This window comes from Vibrio sp. 10N.286.55.E10, assembly GCF_002872555.1.
Classification (GTDB): domain Bacteria; phylum Pseudomonadota; class Gammaproteobacteria; order Enterobacterales; family Vibrionaceae; genus Vibrio; species Vibrio crassostreae.
The window spans coordinates 53,392-75,224 of sequence record NZ_MCSD01000001.1; the positions used below are offsets into that span (position 1 = coordinate 53,392).

Annotated in this window: 17 protein-coding genes; 8 read left to right on the plus strand and 9 right to left on the minus strand. The window is 41.6% G+C overall.

Features of this window, described 5'->3' with window-relative positions; all coding sequences use genetic code 11:
* Positions 1–10: 10 nt before the first annotated feature.
* Positions 11–1,261, minus strand: coding sequence for a sensor domain-containing diguanylate cyclase (locus BCV39_RS00205; RefSeq protein WP_048659548.1), 1,251 nt, complete (start codon positions 1,259–1,261; stop codon positions 11–13).
* 351 nt (positions 1,262–1,612) lie between these two features.
* Positions 1,613–2,497 carry a LysR family transcriptional regulator gene (locus BCV39_RS00210; RefSeq protein WP_102433135.1) on the minus strand — a complete coding sequence of 295 codons (885 nt, stop codon included), beginning with the start codon at positions 2,495–2,497 and terminating at the stop codon, positions 1,613–1,615.
* Positions 2,498–2,710: 213 nt separating this feature from the next.
* On the opposite strand from BCV39_RS00210, the gene BCV39_RS00215 reads away from it, so the two are divergent.
* Complete coding sequence (locus BCV39_RS00215; RefSeq protein ID WP_048669269.1) at positions 2,711–3,382, plus strand: type 1 glutamine amidotransferase domain-containing protein; 672 nt, start codon at positions 2,711–2,713, stop codon at positions 3,380–3,382.
* A gap of 148 nt (positions 3,383–3,530) precedes the next feature.
* Here the strand turns inward: BCV39_RS00215 and BCV39_RS00220 are convergent, their stop codons facing one another.
* The 4 genes from BCV39_RS00220 to BCV39_RS00235 all read right to left on the minus strand — a co-directional run bounded on the left by BCV39_RS00220 (position 3,531) and on the right by BCV39_RS00235 (position 9,112).
* Positions 3,531–4,766 (minus strand): cysteine desulfurase-like protein, encoded by a 1,236-nt coding sequence (locus tag BCV39_RS00220; RefSeq protein ID WP_102433136.1) that lies wholly within the window; start codon positions 4,764–4,766, stop codon positions 3,531–3,533.
* The gene (locus BCV39_RS00225; RefSeq protein ID WP_029405418.1) at positions 4,750–5,406 is read right to left on the minus strand and encodes a 2OG-Fe dioxygenase family protein; all 657 of its coding nucleotides are present in this window, start codon (positions 5,404–5,406) and stop codon (positions 4,750–4,752) included. The genes BCV39_RS00220 and BCV39_RS00225 overlap by 17 nt, the downstream gene beginning before the upstream one ends.
* 808 nt (positions 5,407–6,214) lie before the next feature.
* Positions 6,215–7,963 (minus strand): ATP-binding protein, encoded by a 1,749-nt coding sequence (locus BCV39_RS00230; RefSeq protein ID WP_102433137.1) that lies wholly within the window; start codon positions 7,961–7,963, stop codon positions 6,215–6,217.
* Between the two features lie 9 nt (positions 7,964–7,972).
* The gene (locus tag BCV39_RS00235) at positions 7,973–9,112 is read right to left on the minus strand and encodes an SIR2 family protein (RefSeq protein ID WP_102433138.1); all 1,140 of its coding nucleotides are present in this window, start codon (positions 9,110–9,112) and stop codon (positions 7,973–7,975) included.
* A 512-nt stretch (positions 9,113–9,624) separates the two neighbouring features.
* Between BCV39_RS00235 and BCV39_RS00240 the strand changes: the two genes are divergently transcribed.
* The 4 genes from BCV39_RS00240 (at position 9,625) to BCV39_RS00255 (ending at position 13,891) form a co-directional block, all read left to right on the plus strand.
* Positions 9,625–10,452, plus strand: a complete 828-nt coding sequence (locus tag BCV39_RS00240; RefSeq protein WP_198591317.1) for an MBL fold metallo-hydrolase — start codon at positions 9,625–9,627, stop codon at positions 10,450–10,452.
* Between the two features lie 317 nt (positions 10,453–10,769).
* Positions 10,770–11,861: a PIN domain-containing protein gene (locus BCV39_RS00245; protein WP_102460914.1), complete on the plus strand. Its 1,092-nt coding sequence runs from the start codon at positions 10,770–10,772 to the stop codon at positions 11,859–11,861.
* A gap of 12 nt (positions 11,862–11,873) precedes the next feature.
* On the plus strand, positions 11,874–12,833 hold the full coding sequence (locus BCV39_RS00250) for a hypothetical protein (protein ID WP_102431783.1): 960 nt from the start codon (positions 11,874–11,876) through the stop codon (positions 12,831–12,833).
* Positions 12,834–13,285: 452 nt separating this feature from the next.
* Entirely contained in the window at positions 13,286–13,891 is a 606-nt protein-coding gene (locus tag BCV39_RS00255) for a class I SAM-dependent methyltransferase (RefSeq protein WP_008216679.1), read from the plus strand.
* A gap of 567 nt (positions 13,892–14,458) precedes the next feature.
* Here BCV39_RS00255 and BCV39_RS00260 read toward each other — a convergent pair.
* Together BCV39_RS00260 and BCV39_RS00265 are read right to left on the minus strand one after the other, a co-directional pair.
* On the minus strand, positions 14,459–16,087 hold the full coding sequence (locus BCV39_RS00260; RefSeq protein ID WP_102433285.1) for an ABC transporter ATP-binding protein: 1,629 nt from the start codon (positions 16,085–16,087) through the stop codon (positions 14,459–14,461).
* A 12-nt stretch (positions 16,088–16,099) separates the two neighbouring features.
* Positions 16,100–16,594 (minus strand): hypothetical protein, encoded by a 495-nt coding sequence (locus tag BCV39_RS00265; protein ID WP_048663875.1) that lies wholly within the window; start codon positions 16,592–16,594, stop codon positions 16,100–16,102.
* 240 nt (positions 16,595–16,834) lie between these two features.
* On the opposite strand from BCV39_RS00265, the gene BCV39_RS00270 reads away from it, so the two are divergent.
* Positions 16,835–19,195, plus strand: a complete 2,361-nt coding sequence (locus BCV39_RS00270) for an ATP-binding protein (protein WP_102433284.1) — start codon at positions 16,835–16,837, stop codon at positions 19,193–19,195.
* Between the two features lie 162 nt (positions 19,196–19,357).
* On the opposite strand, the gene BCV39_RS00275 is transcribed toward BCV39_RS00270, so the two are convergent.
* Positions 19,358–20,104: a flagellar brake protein gene (locus tag BCV39_RS00275; protein WP_048663874.1), complete on the minus strand. Its 747-nt coding sequence runs from the start codon at positions 20,102–20,104 to the stop codon at positions 19,358–19,360.
* 274 nt (positions 20,105–20,378) lie between these two features.
* Here BCV39_RS00275 and BCV39_RS00280 point away from each other — a divergent pair, with 274 nt between their 5' ends.
* Positions 20,379–20,663, plus strand: a complete 285-nt coding sequence (locus tag BCV39_RS00280) for a GNAT family N-acetyltransferase (RefSeq protein WP_048658906.1) — start codon at positions 20,379–20,381, stop codon at positions 20,661–20,663.
* An 11-nt stretch (positions 20,664–20,674) separates the two neighbouring features.
* Positions 20,675–21,778: a phosphotransferase gene (locus BCV39_RS00285; protein WP_102433283.1), complete on the plus strand. Its 1,104-nt coding sequence runs from the start codon at positions 20,675–20,677 to the stop codon at positions 21,776–21,778.
* Positions 21,779–21,833: the final 55 nt, after the last annotated feature.

Below are 21,833 nucleotides of genomic sequence, written 5' to 3' on the forward strand. Positions count from 1 at the left end.
CGTACAAATACTAGAGCGCAACCACATCTCCGTCGACACAATTCTTGCCATTGGCTTTCGCGCGATAGAGAGACTGATCGGTTAAATTCACGAGTGCGTCAATAGTGACACCGTCTTCACAAGCTCGACTATCACTGATTCCGATACTGACACTCGAATTAAATCGAACCTGTTCATCAATTTTGAACTCAACGTGATGGAACTGTTGGCGAATCTCTTCTGACACCTCGTATGCTAGTTCAAGAGACGCATTTGGGATAAAGATAATGAACTCTTCACCACCCCAACGCCCTGCGACTCCACCCACTCTATCGGCATTGCGCTTGGCAATATTAGCCAAAGCACAAATGACCTCATCACCGACCATATGACCGTAAGTGTCATTAATCGACTTAAAATCATCGATATCCAACAACATACATACAAGGTAATTTTCAGAGATAATATGCTCTCTTAGCCATTCATAAATAGCCCTACGATTGAGCAAATCCGTCATTTCATCGTAATTAGCTTGGTGAACCAACTGCTTTTCCAACATCACCTTTTGCGTCACATCTTCGAGCACAACCTGAACCGCAGGCTGACCTTTCCACGTAATCGCATTGTCGTAAATATTGAAAAATCGATGCACACCGTCAAACCCAATGTTTTCGACCACAGTGCTCGTTCCAGACAACTCACCAGACATAAGCGCATGATAGTGCTTATTGATGCCATCAGTGTTCTGCTTGGGTACCAACTCAAGGATCGAATCCAGCGCTAATACTTGCTCTATGGACGATCCACCTTGTAATTTGACCCACGATTGATTGACCATCAAAGGTTTAAAATCTCGGTGAACCAAGATTCCCTGCCCTGATTGCATGATCATGTCGTGATACATCTTATCTTGCTCACGCACCGCATTTTGCAGCTGAATCGCAGGGGAAAGATCGATAACCGTGACTTGCAGTGCAGGCCTTCCCTGCCACTCCGTCACATGGTCGATAGAAAACACGGTGAACTCTCTGCCGTTACGATCAACATTGGTATAGGTATGAACCTGAGGGTCTCGTTGACCACTCACCGTTTCAAGGTAATTTTGATAGGCTAGAACATGGTAATCTTCTGAGATTAAATCTAGAAAGCTATCGATATTAGAAAGTAGTTCTTCGGGCGATTGGTATCCATAGATGCGAGCATAGTTAGCGTCAACACTAACTACATTCATATCTTGAATAGTTATCACACCGTACGTGGATTCGAAATTTATTGAAGACATTGCCAACTCCGCACTCTAGCTACACTTCATAAACTGGAGCATAACAACACATCCTGCCAACGCTTCCACAGAATCTTTCACGCGTTAGGGACATTAATATGGTATCTAGTATATCGTACTGTTGCGGGCTTCTCTACAATTCAATCACTAACACGAGTTATCAAAAGTAGACAAGCATCTCAATCCTATTACGCGCGTCAAAAAACAAAAAAAGATAATGTATATCTATGTAAGCATTAACTTTTCTGTTTTCGGCTTTAAAGTGCGTAGCTAGAGTTAATCACGACTCTTTTCAAATCCCGTTCAGTATTAACTTCTGTCTTGTTGGCTGCCAGCTTGAAACCTTGTCGCTTATTCATTCCAATCCGAAAAGTAAGCGACTAAGAAGTCGATCGCCAGTCGTGCTCTTTGGGGTAAAAAACGACGGTTTTGGTATACGACCCAACTGCTGGTTCCTGCTCCCCAATATTCTTCAAGCACCGGGACCAGCTTTCCATTAGTCAGACCGCCATTGAAACTACTTTTAGGAAGATAAACAATCCCAAGTCCCTCTTCACATGCTTTGAGTACTGCGCTCGAATTGTTACTGCGCCAGCGCCCATGTACTCGTACTGCATTTAACGATTTTCCCTCTTTCTCAAATAACCACTGATCACTGTTAGCGATAATACAACTATGCATTTTCAACTGCTCTGGATGAGTAGGCGAACCAAATTGCTCTATATAGTCTTTACTGGCTGCAGCCGCCATTGGACGATCGACCAACTTTCTTGCCACCAGCCCTGAATCGTCTAATCGACCATAACGAATGGCAAAGTCGATACCATCTTCGATGAAGTTCACCATCTTAGTATTGAAGTTCATTTCTATGGTGAGTTCAGGATGATCTTTGGCAAATTCCATCAGCGCTGTCGCAACATGATTTTCTGCAAATGCACCCGCAGCACTAACACGTAATGTACCGCTAAGCTGAGTTTGTTGAGACGTGACTTGTTCATTCGCTTGTTGCAGCCCAATGACCAAGTCTTTGCACTGCTGATAATAGGTATGACCCGATTCGGTCAGGCTCACCATCCGTGTTGAACGCGCAAGCAACGCCACGCCAACTCTCTCTTCCAACCTTGAAACTTGGCGACTGACATGACTAGTACTGCAACCCAACTGTTTTGCTGCTGCAGAAAAGCCGTGACACTCGGCTACCGCAACAAACTCATTAATACCTTCAAAGCTGTCCATACTTAATCTACCCGTATCTTATCTTTGCTATATAGCAACAATGTTTTGCCTGTTTAGTATATTATCACCTAATTGGTTTGGAACTAGTATTAGATACAACAAGACGGCGATAGCTAAGTAACAACACGATACCTAGCGCTTAACGAAAAGCGTCAGCATCTAATTACAGGCATCGTTTCTAAATAAAAAAACAGCAGCTCAAAGGGATGAATCATGAAAAAAATACTAATTCCAGTAACTAACCACGCAACACTTGGCGATACAGACCAAGCGAACGGTACTTACGCTCCAGAACTAACCCACGCTCTGAAAGAGATCATGGCTGCTGGATTCGAATACGACATCGCTTCTATCAATGGTGGCAAAGCCCCACTCTACGGAACGGATATTGAAGGAGATGTGGTTAACGCTGATATCTTGGCGGATGATGACTTCCAGAACCGCATCAACAATACGATTCCAGTAAGCCAAATCAATACTGAAAGCTACGATGCTATCTTCTACCCAGGTGGATTCGGTTTGCTTTCAGATTTAGCAACAAATGAACAGTTCGCTAGCATCGCAGCAAAGCATTATGAAGATGGTGGTATTGTCGCGGCAGTATGTCACGGCCCTGCGGCGCTGCTTCCGATTGTTCTGAGCAACGGCGAGAAGCTACTAAGCTCTAAATCGGTGACTGGCTTTACACGTGAAGAAGAGATCGACTTTGGTACGATCAACGACATTCCATTCCTACTGGAAGAGTCGCTTGCTCGTAGCGCAGCACGTTTCAACAAGGTTCAACCTTGGCAAGAGCTTGTGATTGTTGATGAGCGAGTCATTACAGGTCAGAACCCAACCAGCGCACACGCAGTGGGTGTAGCTATTGTTGAGCAGCTGTCTTGATTAAAAGCGGTCTTAATCGAATCACTGGCGTTACGTAAATAAGTAATAAGCGCTGTGAAACGAAAAAGAGCATACTTCCTACTCAATGTTCATGAGAGAAGTATGCTCTTTTCTAATTCTTTAGCTATTAAGTGCTAGTGACTGCTTGCTAATGGCTTCGCAAGATCCCTTCAAGCACATTGAACAGCAAGTCGATCTCTTCAATCGAGTTGTAATGCATACAACCAATACGCACCACGCCCTGCTCTTCGATACCCAGCTGCTTCACCAAACCTAGCGCGTAGAAGTGTCCATTCCACACACAGATATTATGCTCGCCCAGCTTCTTAGCGATAAACTCTGGAGAGTGATTATCAAAGGTGATGGCAAATGTTGGCGTTCTTAGATTCGAGTCAAACTCTGTTTTCCCGTAAAGCTTTGCCCCTTCGAGATCAGACAAGCGTTTAAGGAAGTACTCACTAAGCTGGCTTTCATGCTTGTTATAAAGCGCGTAGCTTTGCTCTAAACGAGAACGCAGTGAATCTGTTGGCTCACCAAACTGCGCCAAGTAATCAACCGCCGCAATTACACCGGCAAGGCCTTCAAAGCTTTGCGTACCCGTTTCAAATCGGCCTGGGCCAATGTTAGTGGCAGGCTCTACCTTGTATGGCTTTAACGTATGCAGCCATTGAGGTGCAATGTAAGCAATACCTACATGCGGGCCGAAGAACTTATAAGCCGAACACGCTAAGAAATCACAATTCAGTTGTTGAACATCGATCAAGTGATGAGGAGCGTAATGCACAGCATCAACATAAACCTGCGCACCATGCTGATGTGCAAGCTCAATAATTTTCGCCATATCAACAATCGAACCCGTGGTGTTCGAAGCAAACGTCACCGCGACAAGCTTGGTTTTCTCGTTAAGCAGCGATTCAAAATGCGCCATGTCTAGGCTGCAATCCGACTCGTCGACACGAACTTGTCGAACAATAGCACCTTTGTCGTCTGCCGCTTGCTGCCAGCTCGACACGTTCGAATAATGATCTAAAGCAGTGACGATAACTTCATCGCCCTCTTTCCAATCGCGGCTGATCGCGCGACTAAGTTGGAAGGTCAGCGAAGTCATGTTCGCACCGAACACAACGTTGACAGAAGACTCAGCATTGAGTAGCGCTTGTGCCGCTTCTCTCGCTTGCTGCATTAAGCTTGTAGTCTTTTGGCTAGAAAAGTAATGACCGCCTAGGTTTGAATTAAAGTGCCCTAGGTATTCCGTCATGGATGCTAAAACATTTTCAGGAACCTGAGAGCCACCCGGCCCATCAAAAAAGGTCACCGGCTTACCGTTATGGTATTGGCCTAGCGCGCTAAACTGCTGGCGCACATTATTAAGAGTGAAGGACATTACGCGCATCCTTAGCCGTTAGAACAAACACATCCATATAGCCCATCTCATCGTGGTCTATGGTACGAATCGGCTGTGCGTTGTGCCAAAGCTTGCTGTCGGCCAGCATTGCGACTTCACCGTCTTCAAGCACTTTTCTAAAGAATGGTGCTTCATGGGAATCTTGGTACAGCATGATCTCGCCACCCACAATGTTATGACGGTTAACACCAATTAAAGCGATGTGGTCGAAGCCGTCTTGGTGAACACCTTCTGGCGCAACCTGCGTCTCTTCAAAAATGGCAGCGATACGGATTTGGTGGATTTCGATTTCTTGTCCGTCTTCAAGCCCATTGGTTTCAATAAACAGTTCACACATCTCTTGCATGCCTTCGCTGCTTAAGATTGGTGCTTCAATTGGCTCGAACTGACGAACAACGTCACCTTGAAAGTGATTAATGTCTTCAGACTGAACAAAGTTATGTTTGTCTAGCTCTACGACTTGTCCATTACTGAATTGAACCACCGAGTACCTTCTCAATCGAAACTGACCATCCGCATGCTCTGTGCTTGGAAGCTTAGAGAATGACGGTGACAACTCCTCAACTGCGTGGTTACTGAGGTGGGTAATATGTAGGGTATTTTCGTGAGCATGTAACATCATCGACTCCTTAATGATTGTTAATTAACTTTCGATATTTAACGTTTTGTTTACATAAAGGATACTTGAAGATCTTGCCAAATCAACATTAAACAATCATTTATCCCGTCAGATTTAATAATTCAGATACTAAATCCAACTTTAAATTCAAAAGCAGTGCATTACACCAGAATGAAAGATGACCAACTCTTAAAACTAGCACACTCCACTAGCTAGTTATAAATCCCTGAAAATTTAAATTTAACGATATCATTAACTAGCAAGTGGTGTTTCATATTGTGTCAGCCCTTTAGCTTCAATACGCCAGCCTCCTTGCATGAGTTCAGGCATTACATTCACCATCATTCATTTCTATACTTTTGCACAGCGAAATACGACCTACCTATCAGTTGGCAAGCTATTGATTATTTACACAACAAACTGAAATTGGTTAATTTATGAGTACGCCAGAAACCAAACGCCTTTGCTTGCGCGTCTGGAACAGGTCGAGTTCGGGGGGAACTCGGCCGCCCCAAATGGTTTACTTCTTTTAAAGAACCAAGTTGATCACTCTTTTAGTCTAGAGAGTGTTTGAAGTGGGACGTTACAGGGATAATTTTGGAAGCAGAAGTACAAAGCATTTGAAATCCACTACGGAAATGGATGTAGCTTCGAGACAAATGGTACATGTTTACAAGCGTCAGATGCTCTTCTCTAACACGTTTGTGCCCCAAAGTGAGTTATGACTAGCGGTAACCAATCTCATTTTGCAATGGATTGGCACCTGACTCTTTGTTCCAATGCTAGACAATTTAAGTCTTGGTGGCATTTAGATCCATAGTGTTTCTAAATCGACATCTTCACTATCTGGTTGCTTCTCTTTCGCTAATTCGTCCACCTGTAGAACCATAGGTAAATCAAACGCAGTTCCAGTAATAACACAGCTACCACGAGCTAAATTGGGAATCATGCTTCTAGACATGCTATCTAATGTACTAATCGTGTTATCAATCAAGAATAAGTCTCTCTCATTGACCAAGCGATGAATGAAAAAATTGTGTATCTGGGACACTATGGTTGGTGATATATCTGCTGGTCTTTGGCTAGAAAGAGTTAGATACATGCCAAATTTACGACCCTCTTTAATGATTTCCTCAAAGGTTTCAAGTCTGTAGTCCTTCCAGCTTTCACTCTCACGGGTTGACTGCTGTGACAGTATGTTATGAGCCTCATCAATTATAAGATGTATAGTCTTATCTGGCGGATTGGCTACAGCTACTTTATGTGGGTTGTAATAATGCTTAGCTATCAACAAAGGAAGAACTTTCTTAATATCTTGATTACATTTTCTTAGAGAGATAATCGTGACAGTTTTGTTCGCCGCTAGGTCGTCATTAACTTGAATGACTTTGGTTAGGTTAGATAGTGATGAGTCTATGCGTTTCAAGAGTGGTTGAATAAAATCAAACTGAACATATCCACTTATCAGGTCTCTTATTAGCTGTATGTGGCAACGAATGTTAAATTGGTCTAAGTCACTTAGGCCTTGAGGGATAGTTATAGCATCGACATCATCTTTTAGTATGTTTCCGTAATAATTCCCGTCGGCACGAAAATAAGAGTTAGGCGCCACATAGAAGCCTTTGGTGGTTCCATTGAAAGAAATAGTTTTCAATGTGTCCTTTATTGCTGCATTTTCCAGTGTGTTAGTGATTTCACGGATGAGATCGAGTAGCTCTGGGTGAGGTGCAGCTGCAGTGAATACTTTTTCATAGGTTGTTTTAATGTAGTTTAAGAAATTAGATTCGGTATCAAATTGTAGCTTGCCTTTTACGATTCGATTAATGAATGGTTTTTGTGTGTTTTGTGTAGCCTGAAAGAGCAAACTCAAAGTATCAGTGTCCCAGAACTCTGACTTTGCTAATGGAAACTTTTGCTCAGCATTGCGAGAGTTGAGGTTGTAGACGTTTTTATATTGGTCAGTAGTAAGCTGTCCGTTTGTGTATTCGCCATTGAAATCGATAACGATAAATTGGCTTTTACCATTTATCTGTTCAATTTTCTTGTCAAAAAGAGTGGTGTATAAATTGGTTAACGTGTTTGACTTACCACTCCCCGTATTACCAAAAATCCCAATATGCGAGTTGAACAACTTGTGCCATGGTAGAGAAACTGGAAATTCTTCTTTTAATAGACTTCCGATTACAAAATCACCGTCGGCTTTGCCGTAGATGTCAGTGAGCCTATCCTCTTCGAGTAAGAAAACAGGGTCTTTGATTAAAGGGAGGTGCTTGATGCCTTCAACAAAACGACCTGACTCAAAGTAACCAATGGGTTTGAGGTCTACAGTCCGAATATAATGGAATTCATCATCAATCCATTTTTCATCTAAGTACTCTCCCTCGACTACGCAGATTATCTTCTTAAAACCACGTTCTATTTGCACATACTCGCGTATTGAAACGCCTTTGTACTTTGTACCGTCGTAGAATAATGTGTCTTTATTTGATTCTTCAAAAACTTTAATTGATACCTTAACGCCTTTTACGGCAATAACCTCGCCCACTAAAATAGCCATGTTATTCTCTTAATTTGGAAGCTTGAATACTTCGTTATTGAAAGCATCAAAGTCTAAAAAACCATCTAGTTTGATGAGCTTAACGTTATTGAAGCTGCCGAACAGCTCTTCCATTGCATCTACAGTGAAAGCATCAAAACAACACAGGTACATAGTGAGAGATTTATTGCCTAGTGAGCGTTTTATTAGGTTGGTAATGTGTTCATCTGCAAATGAAAAGCCAAATACAATAAGGGCTGAGTCTTGCTTTTCCAGTTCATAACTCATTAGACGAAGCATTTGGTAATAATGTTCGTCAAAAACAGTTTCGTGAAACTTCCATTTGGTAGGGTTAACAATTGGAAGCTTTTTGTAAGTAGCCCAAAATATCTTTTCTATGTCTGAAAAAGCCCCATTAAAAGTGATTGCGTTAAAGGCATCACGTGTGGCTTCCTTATTGTTAAGAATTGCTTCTAGTTCTTCCAGTTCACCTTTGACGCTATCAAAAAATTTATCTTCGAATTTGCAGTCCTTATCATCGTAGTTAACTGCTATTCGGTTGTCATTGAGTGTCCAGAATGCTGAACCATGTAAGTGAACTAGATTGGCTTGTGGGATGCTGAAACAGTTTTTGCCAAAGATGCTATGTTTGATTTCAAAAGTGTCAAAGTGTCGAGCTTCAACAAATTTTCTACGAAAACCTTTAGAACCATCATTCAGTACAAACTCTAAATTTGATTCCTCAAGCAAAAGCTCTTCATATGCGTCGGCGAAACATGAGTCATAATTTGTGGTGAAGATATTAGCTTTTTTCTGAGATTTGTTTTTAGAGGCAATTGTCTTAAGTGTTTTAAGTAATAGTTGATAATTTTTGATGACTGATAACTTGTTAATATCTTCTTCTAAGCCTAGGTCTGCACCTAATTTTGTGTATTCAATATTGAATGATATTACGGGTTCAATGCAGTTGACGTAGTAGTACATGAAAAGCAGCGACTTAAGCTGGGGCTTGTTTTCATCTTCGAAGTACTTACCTAGCGTTTCGATGGACTCATCTTCCATTTGGGTCGCAAGGGTAGGGAAAAGCCCAAATGATGCGCCTGAGCCTATCAATAGATTGACATTGTGTTGCCAGATGTCATTAATTTTTATTTCTTCTAGATGTTCCATGCTCTTTATCTTCAATGACTTATATTAAAACCATTTTAACCTAATTACTTTGTTTGGTAAGCAATGAGTTGCTCAACGCTCAAATAAATTTGCTTTGAGGTGAAGACTTGGAATAGTAATGCAGTCTCTCGAGAACCTGTGGAGATCTATTCCGTCATATTTCAACTAATGAGTTGCTTGATAGACTCGCGGGGTGACCAAACACACTTTTGTCCAAAGGCGTGCTGACGCCGAGCTCGGCAAACACGTCTTTGCCCCAAAGTTTGTTTGGATAGCCCCAAAATTTGATAAGAATAATTTAGTCAACAGTCTCATTTCAAAAAAATTTATTTCCTTATCCGGACGCTGTAGTTCTATCGGTAGTTCACAAAGTAAATAGAATACCTTTTGCCTTGATTGTGCAACAAATTGCTTTCAAAATCGTAGCTTACTTTTGGACTTACTCAGCGCTCAAGGAAGTGTCTTGGTAAGTCAGAACTTAAACGAATCAGTAAGTGTTTGCAGGTGATGTCGTGAAAAAAATTATATTAGGTGCTCTCTTCAGTGCATCGGTCTTTGCTTCCTCAAGTAAAGATGTTCCAACGATGAATGATAAGAACGGTTATGTAGAACCGTTTCAGATGTTTGATAATGTTTATTATGTTGGGGACAAATGGGTTTCATCATATGCAATTGTCACAGATGATGGACTAGTAATAATTGATACTCTTGATTCCCCTTATTCTAAGTGGATTCCTATCAACCTTAAGAAGTTAGGGTTAGAAGATAAGCCAATAACGCACATATTGGTGACGCATGGACATTCTGACCATGTTGGGGGCGCTCAGTTACTTCAAAAGATGTATGGTTCTAAAGTTGTGATGACCAAAAGCGCTCATGAGCTATCTATACAGCAATCAAATAAAAGCAAAGGTGAGAACAAGTTCCTTCCACCAAACCTAGACATAGAGATAAAAAGCGATAGCTCTATGGTTATTGGTGATCATGAGTTTAAGTTCTATCTCACACCGGGTCACACTGAAGGTGACTTTTCCCTAGACTTCACAGTCGAAGATAACGGTGTTGAACATCGTGCTTTTATCGTTGGTGGTCATAGCGTAAGTGGCAACGATCCAAAAATGATTGACCAGTTCTTGAGTAGTATGGAGAAAATTAGAAAGATTTCACTCCAGTCGCCTGTTGTGAGCGTTAACCTTTCGAACCATCCACATAAAAATTACCTATTTGAGAATAGGGAGAAGTTAGGTGCAAATGGGAACACATTTATTAGTGAGACAAACTTTTTCATGTTTCTTAAGCAACAAGAAAACTTAGCTAAGAATAAAATAAAAGGGCTGTAATAGTTCTGAAGATAATGTGTAGTCTTCTCTGCAGCGATACCGAAGATAATCCGTTAAATGCTAAATTGGCAAAGCCAGTGACAAGCTTCTGCCCCAAAACTTCTCAGAGCCGCCGAACTGCTTTTCTCGAACGCTCTAGAATGGATCAAATTAATCTAATCCATGTGTTTGGGTTGTTATATGGAAAATTGCTGAAGTTTCTCCTAAAAGTCGCTATCGATTCACACTACAAATGAATATTGGTTGAGTTTCATAATGAATGACCTCAACATTAGCCCTCTCTACTTGACTCGTAGTTTCACTCAAAGAAGATGTTCATGAAAGTTTTTTTAGACACAAATGCATTTTACAATAACTGGTTCGTAGATAATGCAAATTTTAAACTATTGTTTCATTACTTAAATAATGAAGAATTAGGCCTTTTGTTGTCTAACTTAGTCGCTCAGGAAGTTAATAATATTCGTGAGAGAGAGTTGTTGGAAACAACAACAGAGATTGATAGGTTGATCAACAGAGTCAATAAACTTAATAAACAAGATGTTGATTTTTCATTTGAAAAATTGGGGATTACAAAGTATGACGTTCAATCAATATTAAATAGTAAAGTTAATTTCATCGAAAATATCTCATACGATGAAGTTCCGCATGAACAGGTTGTTGATAGAGCATTAAAATTAGTTAAACCATTTACTGGTGAAGAGAAAGGTTACCGTGACACTTTGATCTGGCTTTCATTTTTGAGTTATTTAAAAGCTCAGAATATTGAAGGTGAAATTGCCTTCATTACAAACAACAAGCATGATTTCTTCGAAAAGAAAAATAAGATTTTATCATTTAATGACGATTTGCAAAAAGATATTGATGAAATTGGAATTACAGCAACTATCAAGCCGTACTTAAATATTTTCGACTTTATCAAAGAGAATGTTGATAAAATTGAGCACGCCTTTAACCGTGAAGAAATACTTGATGACTTAGAAGGCTTTCTGATTGAAGAAACAGAAAGTTACCTTAAGAATATGAAAAACAAAGACATTGGTGATTTATTAGGTGCGCAAGTATTTACTGATAAATTAACCGATGTAATCGAAATTGTTCCTGATATTTTCGAGGGAGTAGAAGACCCAACTGTTCATTACGTTAGTCGCCTTCCAGAAAAAAGTGTCTATATTAGTTGTTTCTACGAGATGCGTAGAGTTGATTTGGTCGTAACAATTGATTTAATAGAATTTAAGCAACATGTAGATGAAATAGAATCTATAAGATCAATATATAATATTGAGATAGATAGCGATGTTGTTAAATTGTCATTTATCTTCCGTTTATATATAGATGCAAGTTTAGAATATGATACAGAATCTGAGCTAGGTTCAAGTTTGACCATTGAACAAGTGTTGGCAAAGAGTTAAAAAGGAGAAGTTTTGAGTATAATCCAAAATGCGATAGATTCAATTCAAATAGGGATTGAAGACTATGAAAGTGCAGATGATAGAAGAAGTGTTTCTGCTGTTCGAAACATTTCAGCAGGAATTTTACTTCTATACAAAGAGAAACTATGCCTGTTATCTCCTGAAGATAATAAAGAACTTTTAATAAAACAAAATATTAGGCCTATCCAAAATGATGATGGAAAAATCGTCTTCGAAGGTAAAGGGCATAAAACAGTTGATGTCTTTTCAATTCAAGAGCGGTTTAAAAGCTTGAAAGTATCAGTAGATTGGAACCGATTTAATGAAATTAATAAACTGAGAAATGATCTTGAACATTACTATACTTCAGAGTCGCCAGATACAGTTCGTGAAATAGTTGCAAAATCATTTTTACTGATTAGAGATTTCCTAACCGAATACTTAGAAAAAGATCCACAAGAAACATTAGGTGATGAAGCGTGGGCAACTTTACTCGAAGTAAGTGAAGTTTATTCTGCTGAAGAAGCATTATGTACTGCATCAATCGAAAAAATAGATTGGAAGTACGACGCAGTTAAAGAGTCATTAAAATATTTACGTTGTAATTCATGTCACTCTTCATTAATCGAAGCTCCATATCCCGATGATTGTCACCCCTGTGTTAACTTGCATTGTAGGTCATGTAATACTGATTTTTCATTTGATGATGTAATTGAGCAATGTATTGATGACTCATTGTCTGGTGAAGCAATTAGTAATGCTATGGATGGTGGGGATTCTCCTTATGATTCATGCCATGAGTGCGGAAAACACACATATATATATAGTGAAGATAAGTGTGTGGCGTGTGAGTATGAAATGGAATATAAATTTTGTGAAATATGTGACACGTCATTAGGCATAGAAGATCAATACAACGAAGGTAAATGTGGTTCGTGCCAATATAGTTACGATAAGATTATGGCAGAGTAAGCTAACGTTTAAGGTTTCAAGATATTTTTTCTAATCTAAAAAGAACGGTTTAGTGCGATGCGCTAAATCGTCTTTGTCCAATTATCATTTTGAGCGACAGTTGCCCCGTTTATCTTGATTGCATATGCTAGCTATGTAAAACAGTATTGTTATTTAAGCCACATATACATGGCCACTTTCCCTACTCTGGAAAGTGGCATTTTTTAGCTAAAAAATGCCACGATGTTTCTTAAACCTTTTTTGATTCGCATTCTGTTCATGAGCATTTGCACTACTGATAGTTATTTGAAACTAGCAGTTGTAAAAGTGGTACGACATGGAGCGTTCTAACATATTTAGTTGTTGCTATCTTATTGATTTAAAGTTGAATGCTAAATCGAAAGACCGCATTATATATCTGTGAAGCACGGTTTAGCGCCGTGTAGAAATAATCAAATTTTCTGGGGTTATTAATGAGCACTAAAGAAATTAATGAATATTATGACTCGACGGAAAATCGTGCTGTACGAGAAGATTTAATCTACGCTCTCAGTTTAGTCGGTGAAGAGCGTATTGCTATAGATTGTGGGTGCGGTGCTGGTTCTGATATTTCGTTTTTGAGATCTAAAGGTTTTGAAGTGTACGCCTTTGATGTCGAGGAAGAATCAATTAATCGATGTCGGACACGATTTAAAGGGGATGACCGTATTCATTTGTCTAAAGATGACTTTAGTACATTCAATTATCCAGACGCAACACTAGTCGTAGCTGACGCAAGTTTGTTCTTCTGTCCACCAAGCCAGTTCGCTCATGTTTGGTCTAAGGTAAGCCATTCTCTTAGCTCTAGTAATGGGGTGTTTTGTGGTTCGTTCTTGGGCCCAAATGACACAATGGCAAGTGCTGATTATGACAAAGAGGCATTTTGGCCAGAGGTTACTGTTTTTACTGAAGACAAGTTACGAAAAATCTTTTCAGGTTTTAAAATTAAAAAGTGGGAAGAGCATAAAGTTTCAGGGAAAACAGCGCAAGGTGTGGAGCATAATTGGCATATCTTTTCCGTCGTAGCAAAAAAAATATAACTCTTTAAGGTTAATTCGCAACGCGTGGCATTTTTGCTATGCGTTGGCTTCAGTGATTAAGATGTTATATTTACCGCCGATCTGATCCAGTGATGCTGGACAATCACGTAAAGAATTTATCCATCTTTTAATAATTCATACTTTGCTAAAGTAGCAACCTTGCTAAAACGGAATTGTCCAAAAACGAGTTGAACGAAGCCGCTCTGCGGCTGTGATCCGACTATCAGTTAACCCTGTTTAAACTTGATCAGACCTTCATAATCACCGGCATGAATCACTGAGTTGATTTTTCATATACGCCAGAAACGAAAAATGCCGCATCCATGCGACATTTTTCTTTTGGCGGCCAAACCAGTTTTGCTATATCCATTCTAGAGTGAAACCCATTCTACTCTTCATACTTGAAGCCGCAGCGTTGTTAACTGCCTAAGTTCACCCAAATCACATAGAGCCCCTATGCTCATAGGGCTGAACTTATTTGTTGCCTAGCTGCAATTCCAATTATTTTGAGTAGCGATATTATTCAGAATGTACTTATAAGACGCTGTTAATGTTGATTAGTTCCCTCTATGCGGCATTTTTTTTCGATTTATTTTCTAAGTCGAATGACGCTGCGATCAGTTTCTTGGTGTAGTCGTTTTTCGGCGCATTGAAAATCTCTTCTGCAGCCCCTTCTTCCATCACTTCGCCCTTCTGCATCACCAGCACTCGATCCGACAGAGCTTTCACTACCGAGAGATCGTGGCTGATGAATAGGAAGCCGATATTGTGCTTAGCTTGAATGTCTTTCAGTAGGTCGATCACGGTCAGTTGTACTGAGCGATCGAGTGCCGAAGTTGGTTCATCCAGCAAAATGAAAGAAGGTTCAAGAATCAACGCGCGAGCAATCGCGATACGTTGTCTTTGTCCACCTGAGAATTCGTGCGGGTAGCGGTTAATTGAGTTTGGCTCCAAGCGAACCTCAATCAGTGCTTTGCGCGCTCTTTCTAAACGTTCTTGTTTTGACAAATGAGGTTGATGTACCGTTAAGCCTTCGGTGATGATTTCCCCAACCGTCATACGTGGTGATAAAGAACCATAAGGGTCTTGGAACACCATCTGAACATCTTTCTTAAGCTTGTGACGCTCTTTATCGGTCAATAAGCTGACGTCTTGGCCTTTGTAGACAATACGCCCGCTACTTGGCAGCAAGCCGATCAAAGCTCGTCCAAGGGTCGATTTACCGGAACCAGACTCGCCCACAATGCCTAAGGTTTCGCCTTGTTTCAGCTTCAACGAAATGCCTTTAACTGCTTCGAAGTACTGGTTCTTACTTTGGATAAAGTGAGATTTGATCAAGAACTTCACGCGAATATTTTCTGCACAAAGCAGTTCAGGTGCGGATGCCTCAACAGGAACCTTAGCGCCTTTCGGAATGGAGTTAATCAGCATGCGTGTGTAGTCGTGTCTTGGGTTTTCGAATAAGGCTTGAGTCACCCCTTCTTCAACCAGTTCACCTTTACACATCACCAGAACACGGTCGGCAAAGTGCTTCACTACACCGAGATCATGGGTGATGAACAAAATCGCCATGCCCATTTTGCCTTGAATCTCTTTGATAAGAGAAAGCACTTCCGCCTGAACCGTTACGTCCAATGCGGTTGTGGGTTCATCGGCAATCAGAATATCTGGTTCATTGATTAGCGCCATTGCGATCATGATGCGCTGTAACTGACCACCTGAAAACTCATGCGGATACTTGGTGTAAGCCAGCTCTGGCATAGGTAAATGCACCAGATTGAACAGCTCTAGTACACGCTGTTTTGCTTTTGATTTCGATACCTTTCGGTGACACATAATGGCTTCTGCCACTTGAGTGCCGACACGCAGGTATGGATTCAAAGATGTCATTGGCTCCTGAAAGATCATGCCGATTCTATCGCCACGAATCGACTGCATTTCTCGCTCAGTCTTACCAAGAATCGATTGACCTTCAAACTCGATGTCTGACTGTTGATCAATAATCGCGTTATCAGGAAGTAAACGCATCAGCGCGTTGGAAGAGACGGATTTACCTGAACCTGATTCACCAACAATGGCTAAGGTTTCGCTTGAGTTAAGGGTAAAGTTAATCTTTTTGACCGCATCAATGATTCCATCATTGGTTTTGAAACTTACGGAGAGGTTATTAACTTTAAGAATGGCCCGGTCCGACATGATATATCCTTATCAATTTAAGACATTAGGTGAAGATTGAACTTCTGACGTTGTTTTTAGTTGCCCAAAATGGTGATGAGCACGTTGAATTTGTTCTAGTTCGAGCATCCAATGCGAACTGCGCTGAGCACTGCAAAAAGCAATTAAGTGATTGAGCAGGTCTTCACTCTGCTTTTCCAATAGCCCATAGGTGCGTTGAATCAGATCAGTGCTTTCAAGCGAGATAAATTGCATCAGTGCATAAGATTGATTCAAGGTGTCGAAGGCTTGTTGGTGCTGCCCTAAACGGTTGAGAATCTCAGATTGAGCAACACTCGCATCTCTCAACCCGGCAAGCAGGCAGGCAAATTGGCAAGGCTTGATATCGCTTTGGTATGCTGCATCTTGTATGTGATGAGGAAGTGATGTTAGAACATCACCATACAGGCGCTGTGCTTCAGGCCAGTGACCTTGTTCCATTAACTGTTCAGCTTTTAGGTAGTGCATCCAGCATCGTTCAATTTCCATATCCACATCCTCAATTCATAATATCTTAAAATGTTAATGATATTTATTATCAATTGCAAATTAAAATCATTCACATGTTAAGTTGATGAATTAAATGACGGGCTATTCCTAAAAATGACTTAAATTGTGTGTTATTTGTTCAGTTGAACAGCTGTGTAGCGTAAGTCACTAAATTTGTAGGAAATTACATCTACACTGATTTTATCTACACCTAAGTAATGAAGGACTAAGGAGGCGGCGATGGCGATGCAAAGACTCAATACAGAACAGCTGTATCAGGTAGCAGAACTCGAGAAGTTACCATGTAAGTCGACCAAAGAACTGGCTCCAATTGACGAGATCGTCGGGCAAGAACGTGCTCAAAAGGCCGTTGAGTTCGCGATGTCAATCAAGGAAAAGGGTTACAACATTTATGCGATAGGGCGAAATGGTCTGGGTAAACGCACCATGATCTTGCGCTATCTAAACCGACACCCTCAAGAGGTTCAGGAGCTTTTTGATTGGTGTTATATCGCGAACTTTGAAGATATTCGTACACCTAAGGTACTGAAATTGCCTCGTGGCGTTGGCAGCAGCTTAAAGCAAGATATTGAAAAGCTAATGCGTAAATTGCTGAAAGGTATGCCTCTAGCGTTTGATAACGAGATGTACTTTAGCCGCGCTGACAGGCTTAAAAACCAATTGGCAGCTAAGCAACAAGCCGCGTTAGAAAGCATTAGCCAAGAAGCCAAAGACAAGGGCATTAACCTGACGATCACCACTCAGGGTGATTACCAATTTGTGGCAATGAATGGTGATGATCTTCATACCGAAGAGAGCTTTGATCTGCTTTCGCCGGAAGAACAAGATCAATTTGATAAAACCATTGATGGATTGGAAGTCGGGCTGCGAACCATTTCTCGTGAATTGACGGAACTTGAAGAGACGTACACAGAGAAAATTCAAAAGCTAAATGATGATACGGCGCGAGATGTGATTACTCACTTTATCAAGCAGTTAAAGCAGGATTACAGTCAATATCCAGAGATCAAGAAGTACCTAACGGCACTGCGTAAAGACATTGTCGATAACGCTGACATCTTCTTAGAAGAGAGCACCGAGCAAGCCGAAGTGGCGACTGCTTCTTTGGATAAGAAAATGCCGCGTCGCTACAAGGTTAATGTGATTGTTAGCCAGAAGGAGGAGGCGATGCCGATCGTGGTAGAGGAAAACCCAAATTACCACTCTCTGTTTGGCCATGTGGAAACAGCGACTTTTAAAGGTACCGTATTTACCGATTTCTCCTTGATTCGCGCAGGTAGCTTGCACAGAGCAAACGGCGGCGTATTGTTGATGGATGCGGTCAAGGTGCTTGAGCAGCCGTACGTTTGGGAAGGCTTGAAGCGAGCGCTGCGTTCACGTCAATTGAGTTTCACTTCATTAGAAAAAGAGGTGACCTTAACGGGGGCGGTATCGCTTGATCCTGAACCGATTCCATTGGACGTTAAGATCATTCTGTTTGGTGATTACCGAACTTACCAACTGCTGCAACATTACGATGCGGAGTTTGGTGAACTGTTCCGTGTGACAGCCGATTTTGAAGATGAGATGAAGCGCACTCCCGATTCTGAAATGCATTACGCGCGCTTTATTTCGAGCATCGTACATGACAACAACATGTTGCATTGTGACCGCAAAGCGATTGCTCGCATCATTGAGCACAGTTCTCGTCAGGCGGGTGACCAAGGTAAATTGTCTCTGCACTCGGCACACATTGCCAATCTGCTTCGTGAGTCAAACTACGTTGCGAGAGGCTCAAAATCGAATCTGATTCGTGCAACGCACGTCGACCAAGCGTTATCTAACCAACAGATGCGTGTTGGACGACTGCAAGACAGTGTGATGGAAACCTTTACTAATGGCACAACGCTGATTCATGTCGATGGTCAGGCGGTTGGGCAAGTGAATGCGCTTTCTGTACTTAGCACGACGGATCATATGTTTGGTGCGCCGAACCGAATCACGGCAACCACCGCTTACGGTGATGGTGAAGTGATTGATATTGAAAGAAACGTAGACCTAGGTGGCAGTATTCACTCGAAGGGTGTGATGATCTTGTCGGCTTACCTTTCTTCTGTGTTTGGTAAAACGGCCAAAGTACCACTCACTACTAACATTACCTTCGAGCAGTCGTATGGTGGCGTCGATGGTGACAGTGCGAGTATGGCCGAGTTCTGTGCGGTGGTATCTGCATTTTCTAAGCAACCAAACCGTCAAGATATTGCGATTACGGGTTCGATGAACCAGTTTGGTGAGTCTCAACCCATAGGTGGTGTAAACGAGAAAATTGAAGGTTTCTTTGATGTGTGTGAAATCAAAGGGCGTTCAAACGAACAAGGAGTGATCATCCCGCGTTCAAATGTTCACAACCTGATGCTGCGTAGCGACATCGTAAAAGCGGTTGAAAAGGGCGAGTTTAATATCTGGGCGATTGACCATGTAACAGAAGCGATTGAGCTGTTCACAGGCAAAGCCGCAGGTGAGGCAAGTGATGAGGGTAGCTACCCAATTGATACTATTTTTGGTATCGCTCAAGCGAAACTGAACGCACTGCGTAAATAGCTAAATACAAAGTTTAATAGCTAAACAAATAAATAGCAGCCAAAACGCAAAAGCCATCGTTTAGAGTCGATGGCTTTTTTATTGGTTGAGGTTTGGCTCGCTAGGAGCCATTTGTTTTTGGTCAGCTTACGGTATTCGGAGAAAGTCGCGTCTTAAAAGGCGTTAACCGTTTCGTAAGCAGAGCTTGGTGCCATCGAACTTTAATTTTGCCAACAAGTGCTTAGCGTTGGCTCGGCCAATATCATCAAATTCGACACCGTATCGAGCGTAGTGCGTCGATTTTTGCAGATTACAAATGATGCCCCTCAATGGCGGAATCAGCGGGCCATTGTAGTTTTCAGGCGTAATCTCAATCGACACTCGATCGGCAATCTGAATCGCGCGAGAAGTCGGTGAGGTCACAAAACGACAACCACTTTTCGATAAGTCTCTTATCTCACAGTTTGCTCGTTGGTCGTTGAAGATGATTCTTGAAGCTAGATTCACTTCATATCGGGTCTCTTTACGCAGTTGAGTCACTTGCATGGTACTTGGTGTAGAGAGCACTAAAATCGGAAAGGGTTCGCCAATCCTATGGTGAATTTGGCTTCTAAAGTGGATAAGCGCCCCTTCACCTCGCAGAGAATACGCACGAGCGGTCATCCAAAAGCCTTCTTGAAAGAAAAAGTTCAGATCTTCATTGGATACCTCGGGAACCTCAACCACAATACAGTTATCACTGTGCGTACCGATAAACTTGGTGGTGGCGAGAAACTTCGTGCCAACGGGAGTCGAGACATTTAATGTCAGCTCACTGCCGTGCTCAATCATGGCCAGCGCATCAGTGCTATTGATGGTGGAAACGGTGCGATTACGAGGGTCTTGAAGTGCCTGATTATGCTCCAAAGGCTTCTTCAGGGGTGCGTTCATTATATGTTCTCCATGCGCCAACATGCGTCTGTTAGTTATATTGGTAACTTGCTAACAAGGGGTTATTACGTGCTAGATTTAGTGGACGTACTCACATAGATTTATAGAGTGCCTTTTATCATTGCTGATTTTATATTAAGCCGATTGCACTGAATTATTTGCTGTGTTTGTAAGTACTTAGTTTTATTTATATGCACTTGCGTTAGTCTATTACAAGGAACTCATACTTCAAACTTTTATTGTTTGTCGTATCAATTATTTGCAGGAGTTGAGAATGCAGGCAGTAAAATGGGATCAAGAAGTGAACCAGATCACGGTAGAGTTAGAACCCAACCAGTTCGCGGTCGTTAAGTATCAAAAGGACGGAGATGTACTACATATCACGTCGACTCGTATTCCTGATGAACTGCAAGGCAAGGGCTTTGGTAAGATGATGATGGAGTCGGTATTGCCTGAAATTGAACAAGCGGGCTTCAAAATTGTGCCGGTTTGTAGCTATGTGGTTCACTACATGAATAGGCAGCCACAGTGGTCACATCTTCTATCCGATAAAGCATAACAACGAGTAATATGTCTCAATCAATACCGTCGAATAATCGAGCTCAAGCTACAGTGAGCTCAAGTCAAAATCAGCCTGAGCTTTATCAAAAGATAGCGACCTGGTTGGGTTGTTATGAAGGATTTGATGTCGAAGTGATTCAACGCCTGTGGGGCGGGTATGGCGAGTTAGTTCGCTTGGTCTTTGCTAAAGATAATAGCGCTTCGATGAACAGCGTTATCGTTAAACATGTCGCGCTGCCAGATAAAGCGGAACACCCTAAAGGCTGGAATACTAAACTCTCTCATCAACGCAAAGTTCACTCTTACCAAGTGGAAACGGCATGGTATCAGTCCTTCACTCAACAATGGGACGATCGTTGTCCTGTTCCTGTTGGACTGCATTGTGAGCTACAAGAGAATGAGTGGCTTATCGTGATGCAAGACCTAGCAGATATAGGTTTTCCGTTAACCTCTCAGTTTGATGTACCTGTTGTTTCTGACTATCAGGCATCTAGTTACACACGAGAAGAGCAAAAACAACGCGATGCTTGCCTTAAATGGCTCGCTAATTTTCACGCAAAGCACATCAATATCAATCAAGAACAGTCGTTGTCATTGTGGCAAGTCGGTACATACTGGCACCTAGACACTCGCCCCGATGAGCTGAATGCTTTGGCTGATGTCCCACTGAAGAATCAAGCTAAGCACATCGACCGTTTATTAAAAGAGTGTCCATATCAAACCTTGGTCCATGGTGACGCTAAGCTAGCCAACTTCTGTTTTGATCTAGAGAGCGAAAACGCCGCTGCCGTCGATTTCCAATATGTGGGTCACGGCTGTGCGATGAAAGATGTGGCTCTATTTATGAGCAGCGCAATTAGGCCGCAAGATTGCCAAGAGTACGAGCAAAAGGTATTAGATATTTACTTCCAACACTTGAAAGATGCACTCGCGCACTATCAGCCACACCTTTCTTTCGATGATGTTGAAGCCGCATGGCGACCAATGTTTTACGTGGCATGGGCTGATTTCCAACGTTTCGTGAAAGGTTGGAGCCCTGAGCATTGGAAGATCAATTCTTACACTGAACAGCTGACTCAAATGGTCATCCAACCGTTAGAAAAAGCCAAGTAACTGGGGTGCAATAAGTAAACCAAATAAAAACGCCCAATCATTGATTGGGCGTTTA